Below are 16,533 nucleotides of genomic sequence, written 5' to 3' on the forward strand. Positions count from 1 at the left end.
TCTNATGTGTATAAGAGACAGGTCCTGCTCGGTCCGTCGGGCTGCGGGAAGTCGACGACGCTGCGGATGATCGCCGGTTTGGAGGTTCCCACCGAGGGCAGAATCGAGATCGGCAGCGAAGAGGTCACCGAACGCCTGCCTCAGAAACGGGACCTCTCGATGGTGTTCCAGAGCTACGCGCTGTACCCCCACAAGACCGTCCGGGGGAACCTCGCGTTCCCACTCGAGAAGATGGACATCGACGACGAGAAAGCCGACGAGCGAATCCGCCGGACCGCCGAACTGCTGGAGATCGATGGCCTGCTGGACAACAAGCCGGGACAACTCAGTGGCGGTCAACGCCAGCGTGTCGCGCTGGGACGGACCATCGTCCGCGAGCCGAAAGCGTTCCTGATGGACGAGCCGCTGTCGAATCTCGACGCTAAACTCCGAGTCCAGACTCGATCGGAACTACGCAGCCTCCAGCAGCGCCTCGGTACGACCACCGTGTACGTAACCCACGATCAGGAGGAGGCGATGAGTCTAGCCGATCGTATCGCAGTGATGAACGACGGCGAGCTCCAGCAGGTCGGCACACCGAAGGAGGTCTACGAGAACCCGGCCAACGAGTTCGTCGCCGGGTTCCTCGGAGAACCGTCGATGAACTTCCTCGATCCGGACCGATTGGCGACCGGAGCGTCCAACGATTCGTTCACAGGAATAGCGACTGTGGGCGTCCGGCCGGAGGACGTTGCGATCGTCGAAGAAGGCCGCCAGCAAGCCGACGGCGGACGTTCCTACGAACTCGGCGGCGAGGTGCTCGTCGTTGAACCGCTGGGCAACGCCTACGAGATTGAGGTCGACTGCGGCGGCGATCGGGTCACCGCTCGCCTGCGCGACCGGCCCGGCACTGTCAGTCCCGGATCGACCGTAACGCTTCGACTGCCCGCCGCCGCTATCCACCGCTTCGGTACCGACGGCGAGGTGATCGAATGATTCCGGACGACTGCGCGCTGGCGGTCCGCGACGGCGTCGTCTGCGTCGTTGGGGAGCGCGGTGACGTCCGATCCGATCGTTCCGAAACTGGCGTGTTCGCCAACGATACACAGTACCTCAGCAAGTTTGAGGTAGCTGTAACCGACCGCGATGCACCCAAGAGCGGGTGGGACCAGCTCGACCGGCAGGCCGGCCCGGACGGCGTAACGACCGTGCTGGTCGGTGCTGCGCCCGGCGAGGGCCGGGGTGATGCCCGCAAGTTCCTGCTGAAGAGGGACGTCACTGTTGGCAGCGACGTGGTGACCGTTGAGACGACGCTCCGGAACTACACGGCCGAGGAGCGCGTCATCAACGTCAAACTGACCGCCGCGTCCAACTTCGGCCACGTCTTCGAGTGCCCAGGGTTTTTTGCGGCACGCGATCCGGTCGATCGCGACACAACCGTGTCCGACCGCGAGAGCAGCGCGGAGCTATCCGGAACGTCCCCCGATGGGACAGCCCGAGCCGCGACGGTCCAATTGGAGGGCGGCCGGACCACGTCCGTGGAAGCCGGTACCGACACCGCCGGCGTGGTCGTCGAACGGATGCTGGAACTCCCGCCGGGCGACGAGGCGTCCGTCGTCGCGACGGCGCGGCTCAGGCCAACGCGCAGCCGGGTCGATCCGTCGTTCGACCCGTCGGTGTCGATGACGTCGTGCCCCGGGCTATTCGAGGCCGCCACGGACACACTGCGGGCTCTCGTGTTGCCCGAGGGCGTCCCAGCTGCCGGTGCGCCGCGGTTCGTCGCGCCGTTCGGGCGAGACGCACTGCTGGTCGGTTTCCAAACGCTGCCGTTTGCTCCAGATCTGACCCGGAGCGTGCTAACCTACTTAGCCGAGCGACAGGCCTCGACGACCGATGCCGAGACGCTCACCGAACCGGGCAAGATCCCCCACGAGGAACGGCGAGGCGACCTGCCGGCGCTCGGCCGGTCGATCCGTTCACCGTACTACGGGACTGTCGACGCAACGCCATTGTTCGCAGCGCTCGTGGCCGCCTACGGGCAATGGGCCGGCGAGGGCGCAATTACCGACGAAATGTACGACGCCGCCCTCAACGCCATCAAGTGGACGGTCGAGAGCGGCGACAAGGACGGCTTTGTGTGGTACGAACCCCACGACCACGAGCACGGACTCACACACCACGGGTGGAAAGACAGCGACCGAGCGATCGCGCGGCCCGGAGGCACCGCCGGGACGCCACCGATCGCGCTCGCGGAGGTGCAGGGGTACGCCTACCGCGCACTTCGCGGTGTGGCGGAGCTCGCGGCGGCCCGCGGAGACGACGAGCTTACACAGCGCCTCGACGAGCGTGCCGAGCACCTCCGCGATGCGTTCAACCGTGAGTTCTGGCTTCCTGACGAAGAGTGTTACGCGCTCGCGCTCGACGCCGACGGCGCAGTCAACGCCGTTGCCTCGAACCAGGGCCACGCGCTCTGGAGCGGGATCGTCCCGCCGGGGCGCGCTGACGACGTGATCGACAGGCTGCTGGCTCCAGACGTGCTGACCGACGCCGGACTCCGCACGTACTCGGCGTCCCACGACGCGTTCGACCCGCTGTCGTACCACCGCGGCAGTGTCTGGCCCCACGATACCAGCATCGCCGCAATGGGCTGTGCGCGCTACGAGCGCGACGACGCCACGGCGGCGCTTGTCAATCGGGGACTAGACGCGCTGGCGACCGGCGCGACCGGTGATCCAAGCCGCTGGGGGTTCCCCGAATTGCTGGTCGGTCTCGACGACGCCGACGTAGACGCGGGGCGGGTCCGCCACCCCGATTCCTGCGAGCCAGCCGCTTGGAGCGCCGGGAGCGGCTTCGGCTTCGCCCGGGCCGCACTCGGCCTCGGCGTAGAGTCAGGAAAGCCAGTTGCCGACCCCGTCACGGAGCTCAGCGGCACGGCGGAGGCGACGCTGTGCTGCCGCGGGCGGCGCTACGCCGTTCGACACAGAGGTGATTCGACGGTCGTGGCGCCGTTGTGCAAGGCGTCGGTGACCGGGGCCGACTCCGACAACGACTGCGATCACCCGGAGGTGACTACCGATGGCTAAACTCACGCTCAACGACGTTACGAAAGTGTACGACGACGCCGAAGGAACCGAAACCGCTGTCGACGAAGCGTCCGTGACTGTCGAGGACGGCGAGTTTCTCGTCCTAGTCGGTCCCTCGGGTTGTGGCAAGTCGACGACATTGCGGATGATCGCCGGCCTAGAGACGGTGACCGAAGGGACAGTCGAAATCGGTGATCGCGAAGTCCAGTACCTCGCGCCGAGCGAGCGGGACGTCGCAATGGTGTTCCAGAGCTACGCGCTGTACAAGCGTATGACCGCCCGCCAGAACATGGGCTATGGGCTCAAGCATTCGACCGACATGTCTGCCGAGGAGCGCAACCGGCGGGTGCGCGAAAGCGCGGAGCTGCTGGGAATCGAGGAACTGCTCGACGACAAACCCGAGGCGATGAGCGGGGGGCAGAAACAGCGCGTCGCGCTCGGGCGAGCCATCGTCCGCGATCCGGACGTGTTCTTGCTTGACGAGCCGCTGTCGAACCTTGATGCCAAACTGCGCTCACACATGCGGACGGAACTCCAGCGTATTCAGTCGGACCTTGACGTCACCGCAGTGTATGTCACACACGACCAGACCGAGGCGATGACAATGGCCGACCGGATCGCTATCATGAACGACGGCGTCGTTCAGCAGGTGGCCCCGCCAGAGGTCGCTTACGACCATCCGAACAACAAGTTCGTTGGAGCGTTCCTCGGCAGTCCCTCAATGAACACCTTCGACGCCGTCGCCCGCGGTGACGGGGATGGTGACGCCTACGCAATCGACGTTGATGGGATCACGCTCGGCAAGGTTCCCCGTGGAGCTGTCGAGGACAATATCGATGGCGAGTCAGTCTGCTTTGGTATCCGACCTGAAGATCTACATCTCGACAACCTCTCGGACGACGTGACCGACGTCTGCCAGTTCCCCGCGACCGTCACGATCACGGAATACCAAGGCAACGACAACTTCGTCTACCTCGATGTCGGCGACCGGTCGCTCACGGCACGGGTTCCGCCAGGCGTCTACCCCGACTCGGGCGATGAAGTAACGGTTCGGATCGCCGCCGAAGATGTCTTCCTGTTCGATCCGGAGACGACGGAGTCGATCAAGACCCGCGGCGTCGGCAACGAACATATTGACACTCAACCGATCACCCGTAGCTGATCCTCACTTCCTTATACCTATGACACATTCGCAACAGACGACGACAGGCAGTATCGTCCCCCAGCACGTCGACGTACCGATCGACGACCCGAACTTCCATCTCACTGTGCTGGACGAACTGAGTTATGACGCAAAGGTTGACGGCGCGGTGCCCCTGGCCAGTGATCCTGACAACCGGTACCCCTATGTCTATCCGCGTGACGTCGCTTCAATCACGCGTGCTTGGCTGACGGCACTTCGACACGGCGTCCAGTCGGATGCCTGCCGCGACCACGTCGTCGACGCGGCCCGCTTCCTGATCGCCGTAGAGGACGATGGATGGTGGTACCAGAGGTATGGACTCGATGGCACCGACCAGTCGATTTACCGGCAGGAGGACAACGTCGCTCACGGGATCAGGATAATCTCGCACGCGATGCTCGCACTCGACACGGCCGATGACCTTGAATCGGCAGATGGGACGTTCCTGTCGAACGCCATCGAGTGTATCGACGCTGCGGTGGCGGTCGCCCGCTCGGAGCTGTACGACGCCAACGCCCACCTGATCGAGAGCACGACGAGCATCCACGAGGGCGCTATCGAGTCCGGTTACACACTATGGGTGAACTGCGCGTTCCTTGCCGCCCTACAGTGGGCAGACGACGCGCTCGGTCGGGTTGAGGCCACTAGGCGATCCGAGGACGCTGACAAATCCGGTGACGTCGATCCGATCGCCGTTAGCGACGTCCTCAAGCGTATCGAAGAGCTTCGTTCGCTGCTGGAATCTGGTGTCGAGCGGTGCTTCGCCGTCGACAGGATGCCCGTACCGCGTCGGTACACCCCTAGCGGTAAGCGTGACGACCGCCCAGACATCACGCTGCTCGCGCCCGCCTACTTCGAACTCGAGGACGTGTTCGGCGAGCACGCCGTGCGCGCCGCTGAGCGAGCGACGGCGAGCCTAGAGGACCCGCGACTGGGCGGCCTCCAGCGCTTCCGCGGCTTTCACCGCGACCGTGACGTCCATCAGCACGGCGGTAACGGCCCATGGATGCAATACACGGCCTGGCATGCGCAGTTCCGATACGACCGCGGTGAGCGCGAGCGAGGCGACGACGTACTCTCGAGGATCACCGGCTACGCCGACGCCGAAGGCCACATCCCCGAGCACCTTTCCACGCGCGAGCGGTTTGAACAGTTCGTCGAACTGGAGTGGGATACAGGCGTCGACTTCGAGAAGGAGTTCGATGATGATGTACTCCGGGACGTACCGTTCGACCGTATCGCGGAGGAGTTGGGCCACATGCGTACGGCGTACGATGAGATGGCGGCTGCTCTCAAAGAACGAGATGTCATCTCTTTTGCGGCGCCGCTGGCATGGTGTCATGCGGAGTTCCTGACAGCGCTGCTCAAGCGCGAGGCGCAGTGATGTAGGACCGTGTCTTCGATCTCGTCGTGATTAAGGGCAAGCACGTCACGAATCTCAGCCATATATTTCAGCTGACTCGGCGTTTCGCGGTAGCTGTGGTCGTCTTCGAGCCAAAGACAGTCCAGGACAACGTGCCCCCAGCGGGCGAACCTGCCACTGGCGGGCTTGCCCGCACGCTTTCCCAACGCTTGTTTGACTAGGTCCCGCCACTGCTCAACGAAGTCGAGGAGATCGATTTCCATGGACAGAGTCGAATTCCTCTACTTCACCCTTCTAATCCGTGATATCAGCTGATTCAATCGCTATTCAACAGGGAAATTTTGACAGTTATTTTTATACTATCTATCCCCGGGATATCTTCTGTAACACTGCCAGACCTGATCTTCCAGCAGGGGAAGTTGAATAGTTCATATCTCCAGACATGTTGTGATTGCTTGTTACGAATGCGCTACCGAATGTGTGTGGGTATAGTTAACACGCTTGGCCGCGAAGGTTAACGGATAGGAGAGCAGGCATCATGACAGTCGCAACCGTTCCTCGATACACCAGCCACCAACCGATTGAGAGAAGCGGGGACGCAGTGGTGAGTGGGGCGGGTATGTCCGGCCTGCTCGCAGCCCGCATTTTAGCGGATAAATTTACCAACGTGACGATCATCGAACGAGATCAACTGCCCACCGGGCCAGTTGTACGCCGAGGAGTGCCGCAAGGCGCACATCCCCACGCGCTGCTCGAAGCCGGACGGGCAACATTGGAGGACCTGTTTCCCGGGTACGGTGAGGATCTCATCTCGGCTGGAGGCGTTGTCGTCGATTTCACTAGCGATGTGAACTTCTACAGCGAGGGAGGGTTCCTTGCTCACGGTCCAACTCCAATGGAGACGTACTCCGCAACTCGGCCGTTGATCGAGCAGATCGCACGACAGCACGTTTCCAATCTCGATGGCGTCCACATACGCTCGAACTGCCGAGTCACTGATTATCTGACCGACGACATAGCGACGGCCGTGGAAGGCGTGGTCATCCGTGAAGATGGTGAGCAAGAGGAGATCACCGCCGATCTGGTCGTGGATGCCACCGGGCGGACGAGTCGCACGCCGACGTGGCTCGAAAACCACGGCTACGCACCCCCGGAGGTTGAGGAAGTGCACATCGACGTGGCCTACAGCACTACCTTTATTGAGCGACCTACCGACGACCTACGCACGTTTCTCGTGCCACCGTCCGCACCGCACACACGCGGCGGCATGGCTGCGCCCGTCGAAGGAAACCGCTGGGTAGTGAGCGTACACGGCGTCCACGGTGACCATCCCCCAACGGATGCTGCTGGATTCGTAGAATTCGCAGCGAGCCTTCTGACCCCTGAGGTAACGCACCTCCTCGACGACCATCGACAGGTCTCTGCGGACATTGAGCAGTACCCCTTCCCGACCAATAGACGGTACCGCTACGGGGACCTCGGTCAGTTCCCCGATGGACTGATCGTCATCGGCGACGCGATCGCGAGCTTCAACCCTATCTACGGCCAGGGCATGTCGGTGGCGGCTCTGGAAGCGCTCGTGCTCCACCAGACCCTAGCGACGGGCGACCGTGAGGGTCTCGTGCTTCGGTTTTTCGATCACGCCGAAGCGGTAATCGACATGGCGTGGACGTTGGCGGCAGGCAGTGACTTCGCGTTTCCACAAACAACCGGCCCCAAACCACGCGGCACTGACATAATGGGATGGTATCTCTCCCGACTGACTCGGAAAGCCCACACCGATAGCACGTTATCCAGCGCGTTCTTCCGAGTCCTTACGATGGAACAACCACCAACCACACTACTGCGTCCGAGTCTTGTATGGCGCGTGCTTAAGCCGACCAATTAAACTGTTCTGTTGCTGGCCGGGAATATCACCAATTGGTGGGTGTCGTCTGAGATACTACGATCCTAAATACGTCGGTATAGGCGACGGTCTTTCTCATCAGTGTGCAAGATATACCCTTATGTATACCGCACCCACTTCTAGCAGCCTCGACTAATTCTCTCGAATAATAGATGGCGCGGAACGTTAGTACTACAAGAGAGAACTCCCCAGAACATAATTATCTTTAGTTATATTTATCTCGATAGTCGTCGATGGTGTTACTGGGGGCCAACAGCGATGGCTCAAGCACAGAGGCTCGATCGCGAAGCGGCTGCCGCCGATCGCCGGTTCGTTATTCGACTGGAAAAGAAGGACGAGGTGGTCAAATTGGCGAAAACCCACATGCGCGACGTTCACGGGAAGGAATACACAGACGACGAACTCCGGCGTGAACCACGACAACTCGTGTAGCAACGAAACTATGACGATAGACACTCGAGAGGATGCGGACTCGATCGACGAACAGAAACTGAACGATCTCGTAGAAACGTCACTTGTCGACCTCGGCGCGACGATCCACGCCGCGCTGGCCGTCATCGGCGACGAACTCGGCCTTTACACGGCATTGGACGAGTCCGGGCCGCTGACGTCCGCCGAGGTGGCCGAGGAAACAGATACCGCGGAACGCTACGTCCGCGAATGGTTGCGTGCGCAGGCTGCCGGCGGATACGTGACCTACAACCCCGAGACCGACCGTTACGATCTCTCCCCCGAACAGGCGTACGTCTTAGCCAACGAGGACAGCCCGGTGTTCATGCCGGGCGCGTTCCAGCTGGTCGCGTCGGCAGCCAAGATCGAACCCGACCTTCGTGAGGCATTTCGAACGGGCGAAGGTATCGGCTGGCATGAACACGATGAGGACGTGTTTCACGGTACCGAACGCTTCTTCGGACCGTCGTACGGGGCTTTCCTTCTCGATTGGATCGCGGCGCTCGAGGGGGTCGACGAGAAATTGCAAGCGGGCGGACGGATCGCCGACGTGGGTTGTGGCCACGGCGCACCGACGATCCGCATGGCTGAGGCGTACCCCAACTCGACGGTCGTCGGTATTGACTACCACGAGGAATCGATCGCGGTGGCGCGCGAGCGGGCGGAAGCGGCGGGCGTCGCTGATCGCGTTGACTTCGAGGTGGCGACCGCGCGGGGGTACAATGGAACCGACTACGACCTCGTGACGATGTTCAACTGCTTCCACGATATGGGTGATCCCGTCGGAGTGGCAGCTCACGTCCGAGAGACGCTCTCCGACGACGGTGCGTGGATGATCGTCGAACCCTATGCCGAGGATCGAGTCGAAGATACCCTTACCCCGTTTGGTCGTCTCGCGTACTCGATCTCGACGGTGGCCTGCACGCCGAACTCGCTCAGTCAGGATGTCGGCTACGGCCTCGGCGCACAAGCAGGAGAGGAACGTACTCGCGACGTCGTCACCGAAGGTGGATTTACACGCTTCCGCCGTACAGCTGAGACACCGACCAGTCTGGTCTTCGAAGCGAAGCCGTAGCAATATATCCGACCGATGAATTTTCAACTCTCTTGGTCAGTTCACCACGAGAACGAACGCGTTGTATGTCTACTCGGTCTTTCTCGTTCGTGATGCTCGGCAGTGAAGCGATCTGTATCGAACACGCCCGACTTCCTGATTCGGTCACGAACAGTGGCTGATATAGCGAGAGTCCTCGAAGTCGACCGGCCGATGATCCTCTATATCTGGAGTCCGTGTTCCTCACAGAGCGTGGGAACGGTCTCGAGGTCGGCCTCAAAGCCGTACCGCTCGCAGATTTCCTCGAAGCGAGCGAGCGTCTCCTCGTCGGCGGGGTCGACCGGGTAATCCTGTGAAATCTCCATAAAGAACTCCGAGAACTCGCCCGGCGCGATGATCTCGAGGAACCGGAGCGGTTCGTCGGCCGCGTTCCAGAAGGTGTGCCAGACGTTCCGACCCTTGACGGTGGCCTGTACGTTCCGGTCAGCCGAGGTTGGAGTACTGCGAGCGTTCTCGTAACTCAGCTCAGCTTTATCGTAGGAGCACTATTCGGGAATTCCCTCGTAAGCGGTCTCTCGACGACGACAGTAGCAATGCTTCTCGCAAGTGTCGGTGGTGTCCTCTTCGTCACGGGGTGACCGAATTACTGAGTCACAGAGCGAACCAATCCGGTAGACAGCTATATCCACTTCCGGAACACTAGTGAGATCCGTGTCTATACCCGCCTCGTACATCTGAGATCCTACCGACGAACGAACCTTCTGGCTCTGCAGTGTTCTTCGCCGTTATCTCGTTGGTCTGTTGGGTAGGCTTATGACCGAGTTTCTCGTACGATCATCGCTATGCCGTACATCCAGTGCAACGGGGCGGACCTCTACTACGAGGACCACGGCGAGGGGCCTCCGATCGTCTTTCTACACGGCGTCATGGCGAGCCACCGGTTCTTCGAGCCCCAACTGACGACCCTCTCGAGGGAGTATCGAACGATTGCCATCGATTTCAGGGGGCATGGCCGGTCGGAGAAGACAGAGCTAGGACACACGGTCACGCAGTACGCCCGTGACCTTCGGGCCTTTCTAAGCCAGCGCGAGATCGAAAACGTCGTCTTGGTCGGGTGGTCAATGGGCGCACTCGTCTCGTGGGAGTACGTCGATCAATTCGGAACTGAGGAAATCCGAGGAGTGGTAGACATCGATATGGAAGCTTCCCGGTTTCAGTGGTTTGACTATGACTACGGACTCACTGATCTGGATGGTCTCAAAACCACACTCGCATTGGCCCAGCAGGATCGGGTGAGTCTCATCGAACGGATCACCGAGCAGGTGTTCAAGGACCCACCCTCACCCGAAACGAGGGCTATGGCGTTCGACGAACTTTCCCGGGTACCAGCGCCGATCAAGAGCGCCATCCTCTTCGACGCGCTCACACGTGATTATCGGGACGTTCTCCACGAGATCGACGTGCCAATGGTTGTCTGTGCTGGTGCAGATGAAAAACGAGGATCTGTTGCGGCAACCAGACACGTCGCAGAGATCGTCCCGGAGGGTAGCTTCGAACTCTTCGAAGCGAGTGGGCACTGTCTGACCCTCGAGGAACCCGAGCGATTCAATCGGATCATGAGTCAGTTCGTCGAGTCGTTGTGATCGATACGCGTTGTCTACTCAGCAACCCCTTCCTCGAGCCAGACGATACCAAGTAGGGTCTCTCCGCCGAACCGAATGGCGCGGCCGACTCACTGGTCGCTGGAGTGGCCACCTCTCAGGATGCGATGCACAGTATTTACGTCTGAATGGCCTCTCTCTGTTGGAATGATATTGAATGAAACCACGGACGTGACGGCACCACAGGACGTGGTGTACCAATTCTTCGGGGAAATGGAGGACAGCTACGTCGAGTGGCACCCCGATCATATCACGTTCCGGTGGACCGTAGGAACCGGGTTGGTGCAAGGAGCGCAGGCGTATTTCAAGGAGCGTATCTCAGGGGCTACAGGAGAAAACGGTGCGATTCGTGGAGGTCGATCCCGATCGATACATCGAGTTTAAACCGACCTCCCTGCTGATCGGACTGCTCATGCCACGATTCAGGCGAAAAGCGGTCTTCCGATGCGGTTTCACCGGTGATCTTGAACGATATTTGATTTTAGGCGGGGATCAGAGCGTACGTCATAGCAATAGGTGATGTTATGACATTGTCATTTCGGTATGATTCTGAATCTAAGTCGTCGGTTCGTTATGTGGAGTGTGCACACTCATCGCCGTCTCTCTCATCAGCTGATAGAGATATTGAGAGAGCAGTGCTGAATACAGCGCGCGAATGTGGCACAGACTGAGAACCAATCTACGAAGATAAGTGATCGGTCAGTACAAGTGGTCTACTGAGCGTCTTTTGGATGAATATACGAACCCTCCTCAGCAAGAACCCACATTGTGTGTAGTTCGTCATCTGTTGCATTTTCTGGAAACAGTATGCATTCATCAGCTTCTCGTGAATTTTCGATTAGAACCTGAATGAGTTCAGATTGGCTCGAAATATCGTTTGAGGTGTCACTTTCGGGTGGTTCAGTCATATTGCGCTATCCGACACCCGCTCTATAGAAAAATGTTACATATGGTCAATTATTTACATCTCTTAAAAGCAACAATAGTATGTTCCTTTGATTGGTCAATACGCACGAGTAGTGGATAAATGTTCGTTGATTTATATGTGGAATGAACTGGCACTGTCTAGTTGAGCCAGTTTGAGAAGTGAGCAGGTCGTTGAGTTGATTTGGTCTAATGCTCGCAGACCTGCTCAGCGAGAGAGTACTCACTTCCTTACTTGTCAGCGGCCCGGCGAACGTCCGCAAGCGTGCGCTGAACGGCCTCGTTTCCGACGGCCTCTCCCAGCGTCTCGAATCCGGTGCGTTCGCTTCGGTCGCTCGCATTTGCGACGAGCCTCGAGACGATGAACTCTGGTGTCGACCGCCCCACGGTGTCGAAGCGAGGCTGGTAGTCGACGACCAACTCGAGGTCGGGACTCAGCCCCTCTGCGAAGATGCCGTCGATGCGGGCCTCGGGCGGCAGGGGCTCGAGGTCGTCCGCGAGGTGGGTAACGAACACGCCCAGCGCTTCGCGGTCGACGGTCAGTGTCACCAGTCCGTGCAGGAGGTCTGCCGCACTGCCAGGTTCGGTGATCGCCTCGAACTCGTCGACCAGCATCAGGGTTTTCCCGTCAGCCGATAGCGGCGGCACGATCGAGCGCAGCGTCGACTCGAGGACGCCTGCATTGAAACTCGCGTGGCGGCGGTGAAAGACCAGCGCGTCAATTGGTGTCACTTCGGCCTGCTCAGCGGGAACGGGCAGCCCCATCGTCGCCAGCAGGACGATCTGGCACAGCGTCTCGAGCAGGGTTGTCTTCCCGCCGCTGTTCGCTCCCGTGAGGACGGTGACGTGCTGCTGGCCGGGAATGCCAGCGTCTGTGGGTCCCTCGGTAACGGTATGGTCGCCCAGCGCGTAGGTGATCGGCTGAACGTCCTCGCCGCTCGCGTCAACTGTAAGGTTGCGCGCGGCGACGACAGAGACGGCCGCGCCGTCCTCTCCCCGGAACGTCGGTCGGGTGCAGTCGTGGGCGAGTGCAAAGCGCGCCAGCGAGAGGTGGAACGCGATTTCGTCGACGGCGCTGACGGCCTGCTCGATGGCTTCGTCCCGCTCTGAAAGCGTCGATTCGAACTCCTCCGCGACTCGTTCTTCACGTTCGTCGGCGGCCTCTCGGAGGTCTGACTGCAGCCGGCGGAGCGTTCCGCCGACGAAGTCTGTGGCGTCCGTCGCGTTCGTCGGCATCGCTTCCCGTACCTGCTCGACCGTAACATCAGTATCGGAGAGAAGTCGAGCCTCGAACGCCTCGCGAAAGTCTGTGACGTCCTGAACACCGCCGTCTTGGAGCTCATCGATGAGTTCGAGCGCATTCGCATCCATGTCCTCGACTGTGCCTAGCGTGTCGCGCAACCGGTCGAGTTCCTCGTCTGCTCCCTCGCGGACCCGACCGTTGTTGAGTGCCGCAAGCGCAGTCGCGGCCGCCTCGAGAGCGTCGGCCTCGATATCCGCGATCAACGCGAAGGGACCGGACTTTACACCGGATTCGAGCAGCGCGAGCGCAGCTTCGACGGCGGCGAGTTCACTCCCATTGCGCTCATCGTAGCAGTTGAACGCCGCGAGCACGACCTCTCGGTCGTCGTCGGCGAGCGCCTCCCAAGCGTCTCGAGCCGCGAGCACGTTATCAAGGCGGTCTTCCATTGCCTTCTTGCTCTCGAGTGGTGTAAGCACCCGGATCCGGTCGGCTGCGCGCTGGGTGACGGCGTGATCGACAGCGAGGTCTAGCAGTTCGTTGTACGCAGATCGGGCATCGCTCGTGGCCAAGATGTCCATTCTCTCGCCGCCGGTCGCCCGGCGAAGGATCCGCGTCGCCCGTCCCCGGGCGAGTCCGGTGTCGGAGAGTGTCCGTATGTCCCCGCTCTCAATCGCTTGGACCGCTTGCTCTTGACCCAGCTCCTTGACCAATGTCTCCCGTGTCTTCGGACCGACTCCCCAATACTCCTCGAGTCGCATACTTCTGAGTTCGAGCCGACCATCTTGAACACTGTGCCTTAAACATCGAGTGGATCCGAACGGGATTGTGGACCCGCCGTACCGGGTCCACCGCTCGACAGGCTTCGGCGTGACTATCCTTTCGTGCGCACAGAAACTGAGATTGCGTCGTTCGATGCGTATGGAGTTACCCCTGTCTCATTCCACCATTTCAGCAGACTCACCGTGGGTGACATCCTCCTCCAGCACATCCGCAGAAGTCTCGTAGTGACTGTCGTTCGGTGTTTGGCCGTCTTACGGTGGGCGTGTTCCCCGGTTACTGCCGTGTCTGATCAGTTTTCCAAGCCAAGGGTCGGGATGACTTACTTATTTGACTAGGCTCTACCTAAGTTTAGATGCGTCAAATTAAAGCATACCCTCGTCTAATGGTCGAGTGTGAGAGGTCGGGCCATCGGATTGGAGAGGAAGAAATGCCGTCGATAGATTACAATAATGCGGCAGAGGTCACGGAACAACTCGAAGACCGACTCGTCAAGTCACTCGTCGGTGACACAAGCGTCGATCGCCGGACGGTTCTTGGCGGCCTCGGTGTTGCTGGGAGTGCAGCGTTAGGGTTCGGGAGCACTCAGGCGGGTGCCGATCCCGGCCGCGGGGACGAGAACGAACACGGCAACTTCGGCGCCGTCGACGAATACCGAGACACAGATTTCGACCCCCACGAGTTCTTGACCACGTTCAACACTGGGGAGAACGGTCAGGAGTCCGTCCCACAGCGAGTCTACGAAGAGGACGGACGGACCGTTCGGGAGTTCGAGTTCACCGCCGTCGACACGACGATAACGATCGCGCCCGGTATTGAGTTCGAAGCGTGGACATTCAACGGGCAAGTTCCGGGCCCGACGATCCGTGCCGTCGAGGGTGATCTCATTCGAGTCTCGTTCGAGAACCATAGTCAGCACGCACATACGATTCACCCACATCTGAAGAATCTCGATCCGGACATGGACGGGACGCCGCAGAACGGTCCCGGGGTAATCGATACGGGCGAGTCGTTCACCTACGAGTGGATCGCACAACCCGCCGGGACTCACTTCTATCACTGCCACACGCTCCCGCTGAAAGAACACATGCATCGCGGGCTCTACGGCACGATAATCGTTGATCCCGACCCCAGACGCGCCGAGGAAAATCCCCGCGAGTATGTCAACTACCACGGGCCGATCGACGGGGAGTTTCGCGAGCGACTTATCGACGAGGCGAAGAGCCGGAATCACGAGTACGCGGAGAACGACGCCGTCAACGAGATGGTGATGGTGATGAACTCGTTCGACACCAATTTCGACGGCGAGAATGAGGTGTACGCCGCGAACACGCGAGCCTTCGCGTACGGTGTCGGGGAGAGCGACGCCAAAGGCAACTGGAAGGCAGGCGAGACAAAACACCCCATTCAGATCGACAAGAACGAACGACAGCGGGTGTATCTCGTCAACGCAACGGAGTTCGACTTTATTAATTCGTTCCACACTCACTCCCAGTTCTTCGATTACTACGACCACGGAACGACGCTGATGCCAACGAGCAAAACCGTCGATACGATCATGCAAACCCAGGCTCAACGCGGCATCATCGAACTCGACTACTCCGGCCACCAGCCGGGGCTGTACATGTTCCACGCTCACCAGTCGGAGTTTGCCGAACTTGGTTGGATGAGCTTCTTCGAGGTGGTCTAAGTGACGGATAAAAACCGAGACACGACGACAGATGGCGGTGTAACGGCTGGCAAAGAGATTGCACAGCCTCTCGGACTCCCGCGATGGGTCTCCGCGTTGCTCCCCATCGTGTTACTCCTACTCGTCTTGGGTGTGTTTGCGTTCACGTCGCCCCTCGCCGGTGTTCAGAGTGGTGAACCACTCCCCGATGTGACGGTCAGCCACGCTACCTTGCCCAGTGACGACACGGTCGTCCTTCACGTCACTAATAACGGCCCGGAGGAGGTTACGATCTCCCAAGTGCTCGTCGACGAAGCCTACTGGAACTTCCGGGTCGAAGGGGCCGCTGGTGACCAGACACTTGAACCCCGCGAAAACGCCCGTGTCATTGTCCCGTATCACTGGAACCCTGGATGGGACTTCGAGGTCGATCTCGTGCTCTCGGATGGCACGACGATCGGCCACGACGTCGAAGCCCCTCAACCGTCACCCGGATTCAGTGCTGATATCTTGTGGACGCTGGCGCTCATCGGGCTGTTCGTCGGGGTGATCCCGGTCGTACTCGGAATGCTGTGGTTCCCATTCCTCCGGACGATGAGCGATCGCGCATTGCACGCCGTCCTCTTGTTCGCCGCCGGTGTGCTCGGCTTTCTCGCGTTCGATGCCGGGTTCGAGGCGTTCGAACTCGCTGGGGGAATTCCGGGTGTCTACGAAGGCAAACTGCTGGTCGTCTCCGGTATCCTCGGTGCGCTGTTACTCGTGCAGGCGATCAGCTCGTGGCGCGAGGGACGCGTCGCCGCCGGTGACAGTCGAGCAAGCAGCGGACTCTGGGTCGCATATCTGGTTGCCCTCGGGATCGGTCTCCATAATCTCGCCGAGGGATTGGCGATCGGAAGTTCGTTCGCGCTGGGGCGTGTCTCGCTCGGTGCGTTCCTCGTCATCGGATTCATGCTCCACAACGTGACCGAAGGCCCGGCGGTCGTCGCACCAGTTGCCCGCGACGAACGCCCGGCGTTGAGGCACTTTGCGGCACTCGGTCTCCTCGCCGGCGCGCCCGTCATCCTCGGCGGGTGGATTGGGAGTCTCGCCTACTCGCCGACAATTGGTGCGTTCTTCCTCGCGATCGGTGTCGGTGCGATCTTACAGGTCAATTGGAGCCTGTCATAGAAAGCGTCACGTACGAAGCAGCAGAGTGCGGAAAGTGTGTCCAGCACAACCGCAACCCTGCAAGATGTGGATTC

The 16,533-nt window shown here is 60.2% G+C and carries 13 protein-coding genes and 1 pseudogene; 10 read left to right on the plus strand and 4 right to left on the minus strand.

Features of this window, described 5'->3' with window-relative positions; genetic code table 11:
* The first annotated feature begins 6 nt into the window (after positions 1-6).
* Genes C492_RS25565 through C492_RS08985 form a run of 4 tightly spaced genes read left to right on the plus strand, consistent with a single transcriptional unit; the run spans position 7 to position 5,629 of the window.
* Entirely contained in the window at positions 7-975 is a 969-nt protein-coding gene (locus tag C492_RS25565) for an ABC transporter ATP-binding protein (protein ID WP_008422612.1), read from the plus strand.
* Positions 972-3,062: an MGH1-like glycoside hydrolase domain-containing protein gene (locus C492_RS08975; RefSeq protein WP_008422614.1), complete on the plus strand. Its 2,091-nt coding sequence runs from the start codon at positions 972-974 to the stop codon at positions 3,060-3,062. Before C492_RS25565 ends, C492_RS08975 begins: the two co-directional genes overlap by 4 nt.
* Positions 3,055-4,224, plus strand: a complete 1,170-nt coding sequence (locus C492_RS08980; RefSeq protein WP_008422616.1) for an ABC transporter ATP-binding protein — start codon at positions 3,055-3,057, stop codon at positions 4,222-4,224. Before C492_RS08975 ends, C492_RS08980 begins: the two co-directional genes overlap by 8 nt.
* Before the next feature lie 19 nt (positions 4,225-4,243).
* Entirely contained in the window at positions 4,244-5,629 is a 1,386-nt protein-coding gene (locus C492_RS08985; protein ID WP_008422618.1) for a hypothetical protein, read from the plus strand.
* Positions 5,630-5,640: 11 nt separating this feature from the next.
* Here the strand turns inward: C492_RS08985 and C492_RS22675 are convergent.
* A pseudogene (locus C492_RS22675) lies at positions 5,641-5,871 on the minus strand (IS5/IS1182 family transposase); the annotation flags it as partial.
* 275 nt (positions 5,872-6,146) lie between these two features.
* Between C492_RS22675 and C492_RS08990 the strand changes: the two are divergent.
* The 3 genes from C492_RS08990 to C492_RS08995 all read left to right on the plus strand — a co-directional run bounded on the left by C492_RS08990 (position 6,147) and on the right by C492_RS08995 (position 9,039).
* Positions 6,147-7,496 (plus strand): FAD-dependent oxidoreductase, encoded by a 1,350-nt coding sequence (locus C492_RS08990; protein WP_049892906.1) that lies wholly within the window; start codon positions 6,147-6,149, stop codon positions 7,494-7,496.
* A gap of 276 nt (positions 7,497-7,772) precedes the next feature.
* Positions 7,773-7,946 carry a DUF1059 domain-containing protein gene (locus C492_RS22680; RefSeq protein ID WP_008422624.1) on the plus strand — a complete coding sequence of 58 codons (174 nt, stop codon included), beginning with the start codon at positions 7,773-7,775 and terminating at the stop codon, positions 7,944-7,946.
* A 10-nt stretch (positions 7,947-7,956) separates the two neighbouring features.
* A complete protein-coding gene (locus C492_RS08995; protein WP_008422626.1) occupies positions 7,957-9,039 on the plus strand; it encodes a class I SAM-dependent methyltransferase in 1,083 nt (360 codons plus the stop codon).
* A gap of 200 nt (positions 9,040-9,239) precedes the next feature.
* Here the strand turns inward: C492_RS08995 and C492_RS25265 are convergent, their stop codons facing one another.
* Positions 9,240-9,383, minus strand: a complete 144-nt coding sequence (locus C492_RS25265) for a hypothetical protein (protein WP_008422628.1) — start codon at positions 9,381-9,383, stop codon at positions 9,240-9,242.
* Between the two features lie 477 nt (positions 9,384-9,860).
* Here C492_RS25265 and C492_RS09005 point away from each other — a divergent pair, with 477 nt between their 5' ends.
* Positions 9,861-10,661 (plus strand): alpha/beta fold hydrolase, encoded by an 801-nt coding sequence (locus C492_RS09005; protein ID WP_008422630.1) that lies wholly within the window; start codon positions 9,861-9,863, stop codon positions 10,659-10,661.
* Between the two features lie 731 nt (positions 10,662-11,392).
* Here C492_RS09005 and C492_RS23645 read toward each other — a convergent pair.
* Both C492_RS23645 and C492_RS09010 read right to left on the minus strand, forming a co-directional pair.
* Entirely contained in the window at positions 11,393-11,587 is a 195-nt protein-coding gene (locus C492_RS23645) for a DUF7511 domain-containing protein (protein ID WP_152424863.1), read from the minus strand.
* 247 nt (positions 11,588-11,834) lie between these two features.
* Positions 11,835-13,604, minus strand: coding sequence for a MutS-related protein (locus C492_RS09010; protein WP_008422632.1), 1,770 nt, complete (start codon positions 13,602-13,604; stop codon positions 11,835-11,837).
* Positions 13,605-14,053: 449 nt separating this feature from the next.
* On the opposite strand from C492_RS09010, the gene C492_RS09015 reads away from it, so the two are divergent.
* Positions 14,054-15,313, plus strand: a complete 1,260-nt coding sequence (locus C492_RS09015) for a multicopper oxidase domain-containing protein (protein WP_049892908.1) — start codon at positions 14,054-14,056, stop codon at positions 15,311-15,313.
* On the plus strand, positions 15,314-16,459 hold the full coding sequence (locus C492_RS09020) for a ZIP family metal transporter (RefSeq protein WP_008422636.1): 1,146 nt from the start codon (positions 15,314-15,316) through the stop codon (positions 16,457-16,459). It abuts the gene before it with no gap.
* The last annotated feature ends 74 nt before the right edge of the window (positions 16,460-16,533 follow it).

The sequence above is a fragment of the Natronococcus jeotgali DSM 18795 genome (genome assembly GCF_000337695.1).
GTDB lineage: Archaea > Halobacteriota > Halobacteria > Halobacteriales > Natrialbaceae > Natronococcus > Natronococcus jeotgali.

Excerpts from the sequence above, each read along its gene's own strand:
- C492_RS08975 (WP_008422614.1), top strand. The coding sequence starts at position 972 with ATGATTCCGGACGACTGCGCGCTGGCGGTCCGCGACGGCGTCGTCTGC.
- C492_RS08980 (WP_008422616.1), top strand. The coding sequence starts at position 3,055 with ATGGCTAAACTCACGCTCAACGACGTTACGAAAGTGTACGACGACGCC.
- C492_RS08985 (WP_008422618.1), top strand. The coding sequence starts at position 4,244 with ATGACACATTCGCAACAGACGACGACAGGCAGTATCGTCCCCCAGCAC.
- C492_RS08990 (WP_049892906.1), top strand. The coding sequence starts at position 6,147 with ATGACAGTCGCAACCGTTCCTCGATACACCAGCCACCAACCGATTGAG.
- C492_RS22680 (WP_008422624.1), top strand. The coding sequence starts at position 7,773 with ATGGCTCAAGCACAGAGGCTCGATCGCGAAGCGGCTGCCGCCGATCGC.
- C492_RS08995 (WP_008422626.1), top strand. The coding sequence starts at position 7,957 with ATGACGATAGACACTCGAGAGGATGCGGACTCGATCGACGAACAGAAA.
- C492_RS25265 (WP_008422628.1), bottom strand. The coding sequence starts at position 9,383 with ATGGAGATTTCACAGGATTACCCGGTCGACCCCGCCGACGAGGAGACG.
- C492_RS09005 (WP_008422630.1), top strand. The coding sequence starts at position 9,861 with ATGCCGTACATCCAGTGCAACGGGGCGGACCTCTACTACGAGGACCAC.
- C492_RS23645 (WP_152424863.1), bottom strand. The coding sequence starts at position 11,587 with ATGACTGAACCACCCGAAAGTGACACCTCAAACGATATTTCGAGCCAA.
- C492_RS09010 (WP_008422632.1), bottom strand. The coding sequence starts at position 13,604 with ATGCGACTCGAGGAGTATTGGGGAGTCGGTCCGAAGACACGGGAGACA.
- C492_RS09015 (WP_049892908.1), top strand. The coding sequence starts at position 14,054 with ATGCCGTCGATAGATTACAATAATGCGGCAGAGGTCACGGAACAACTC.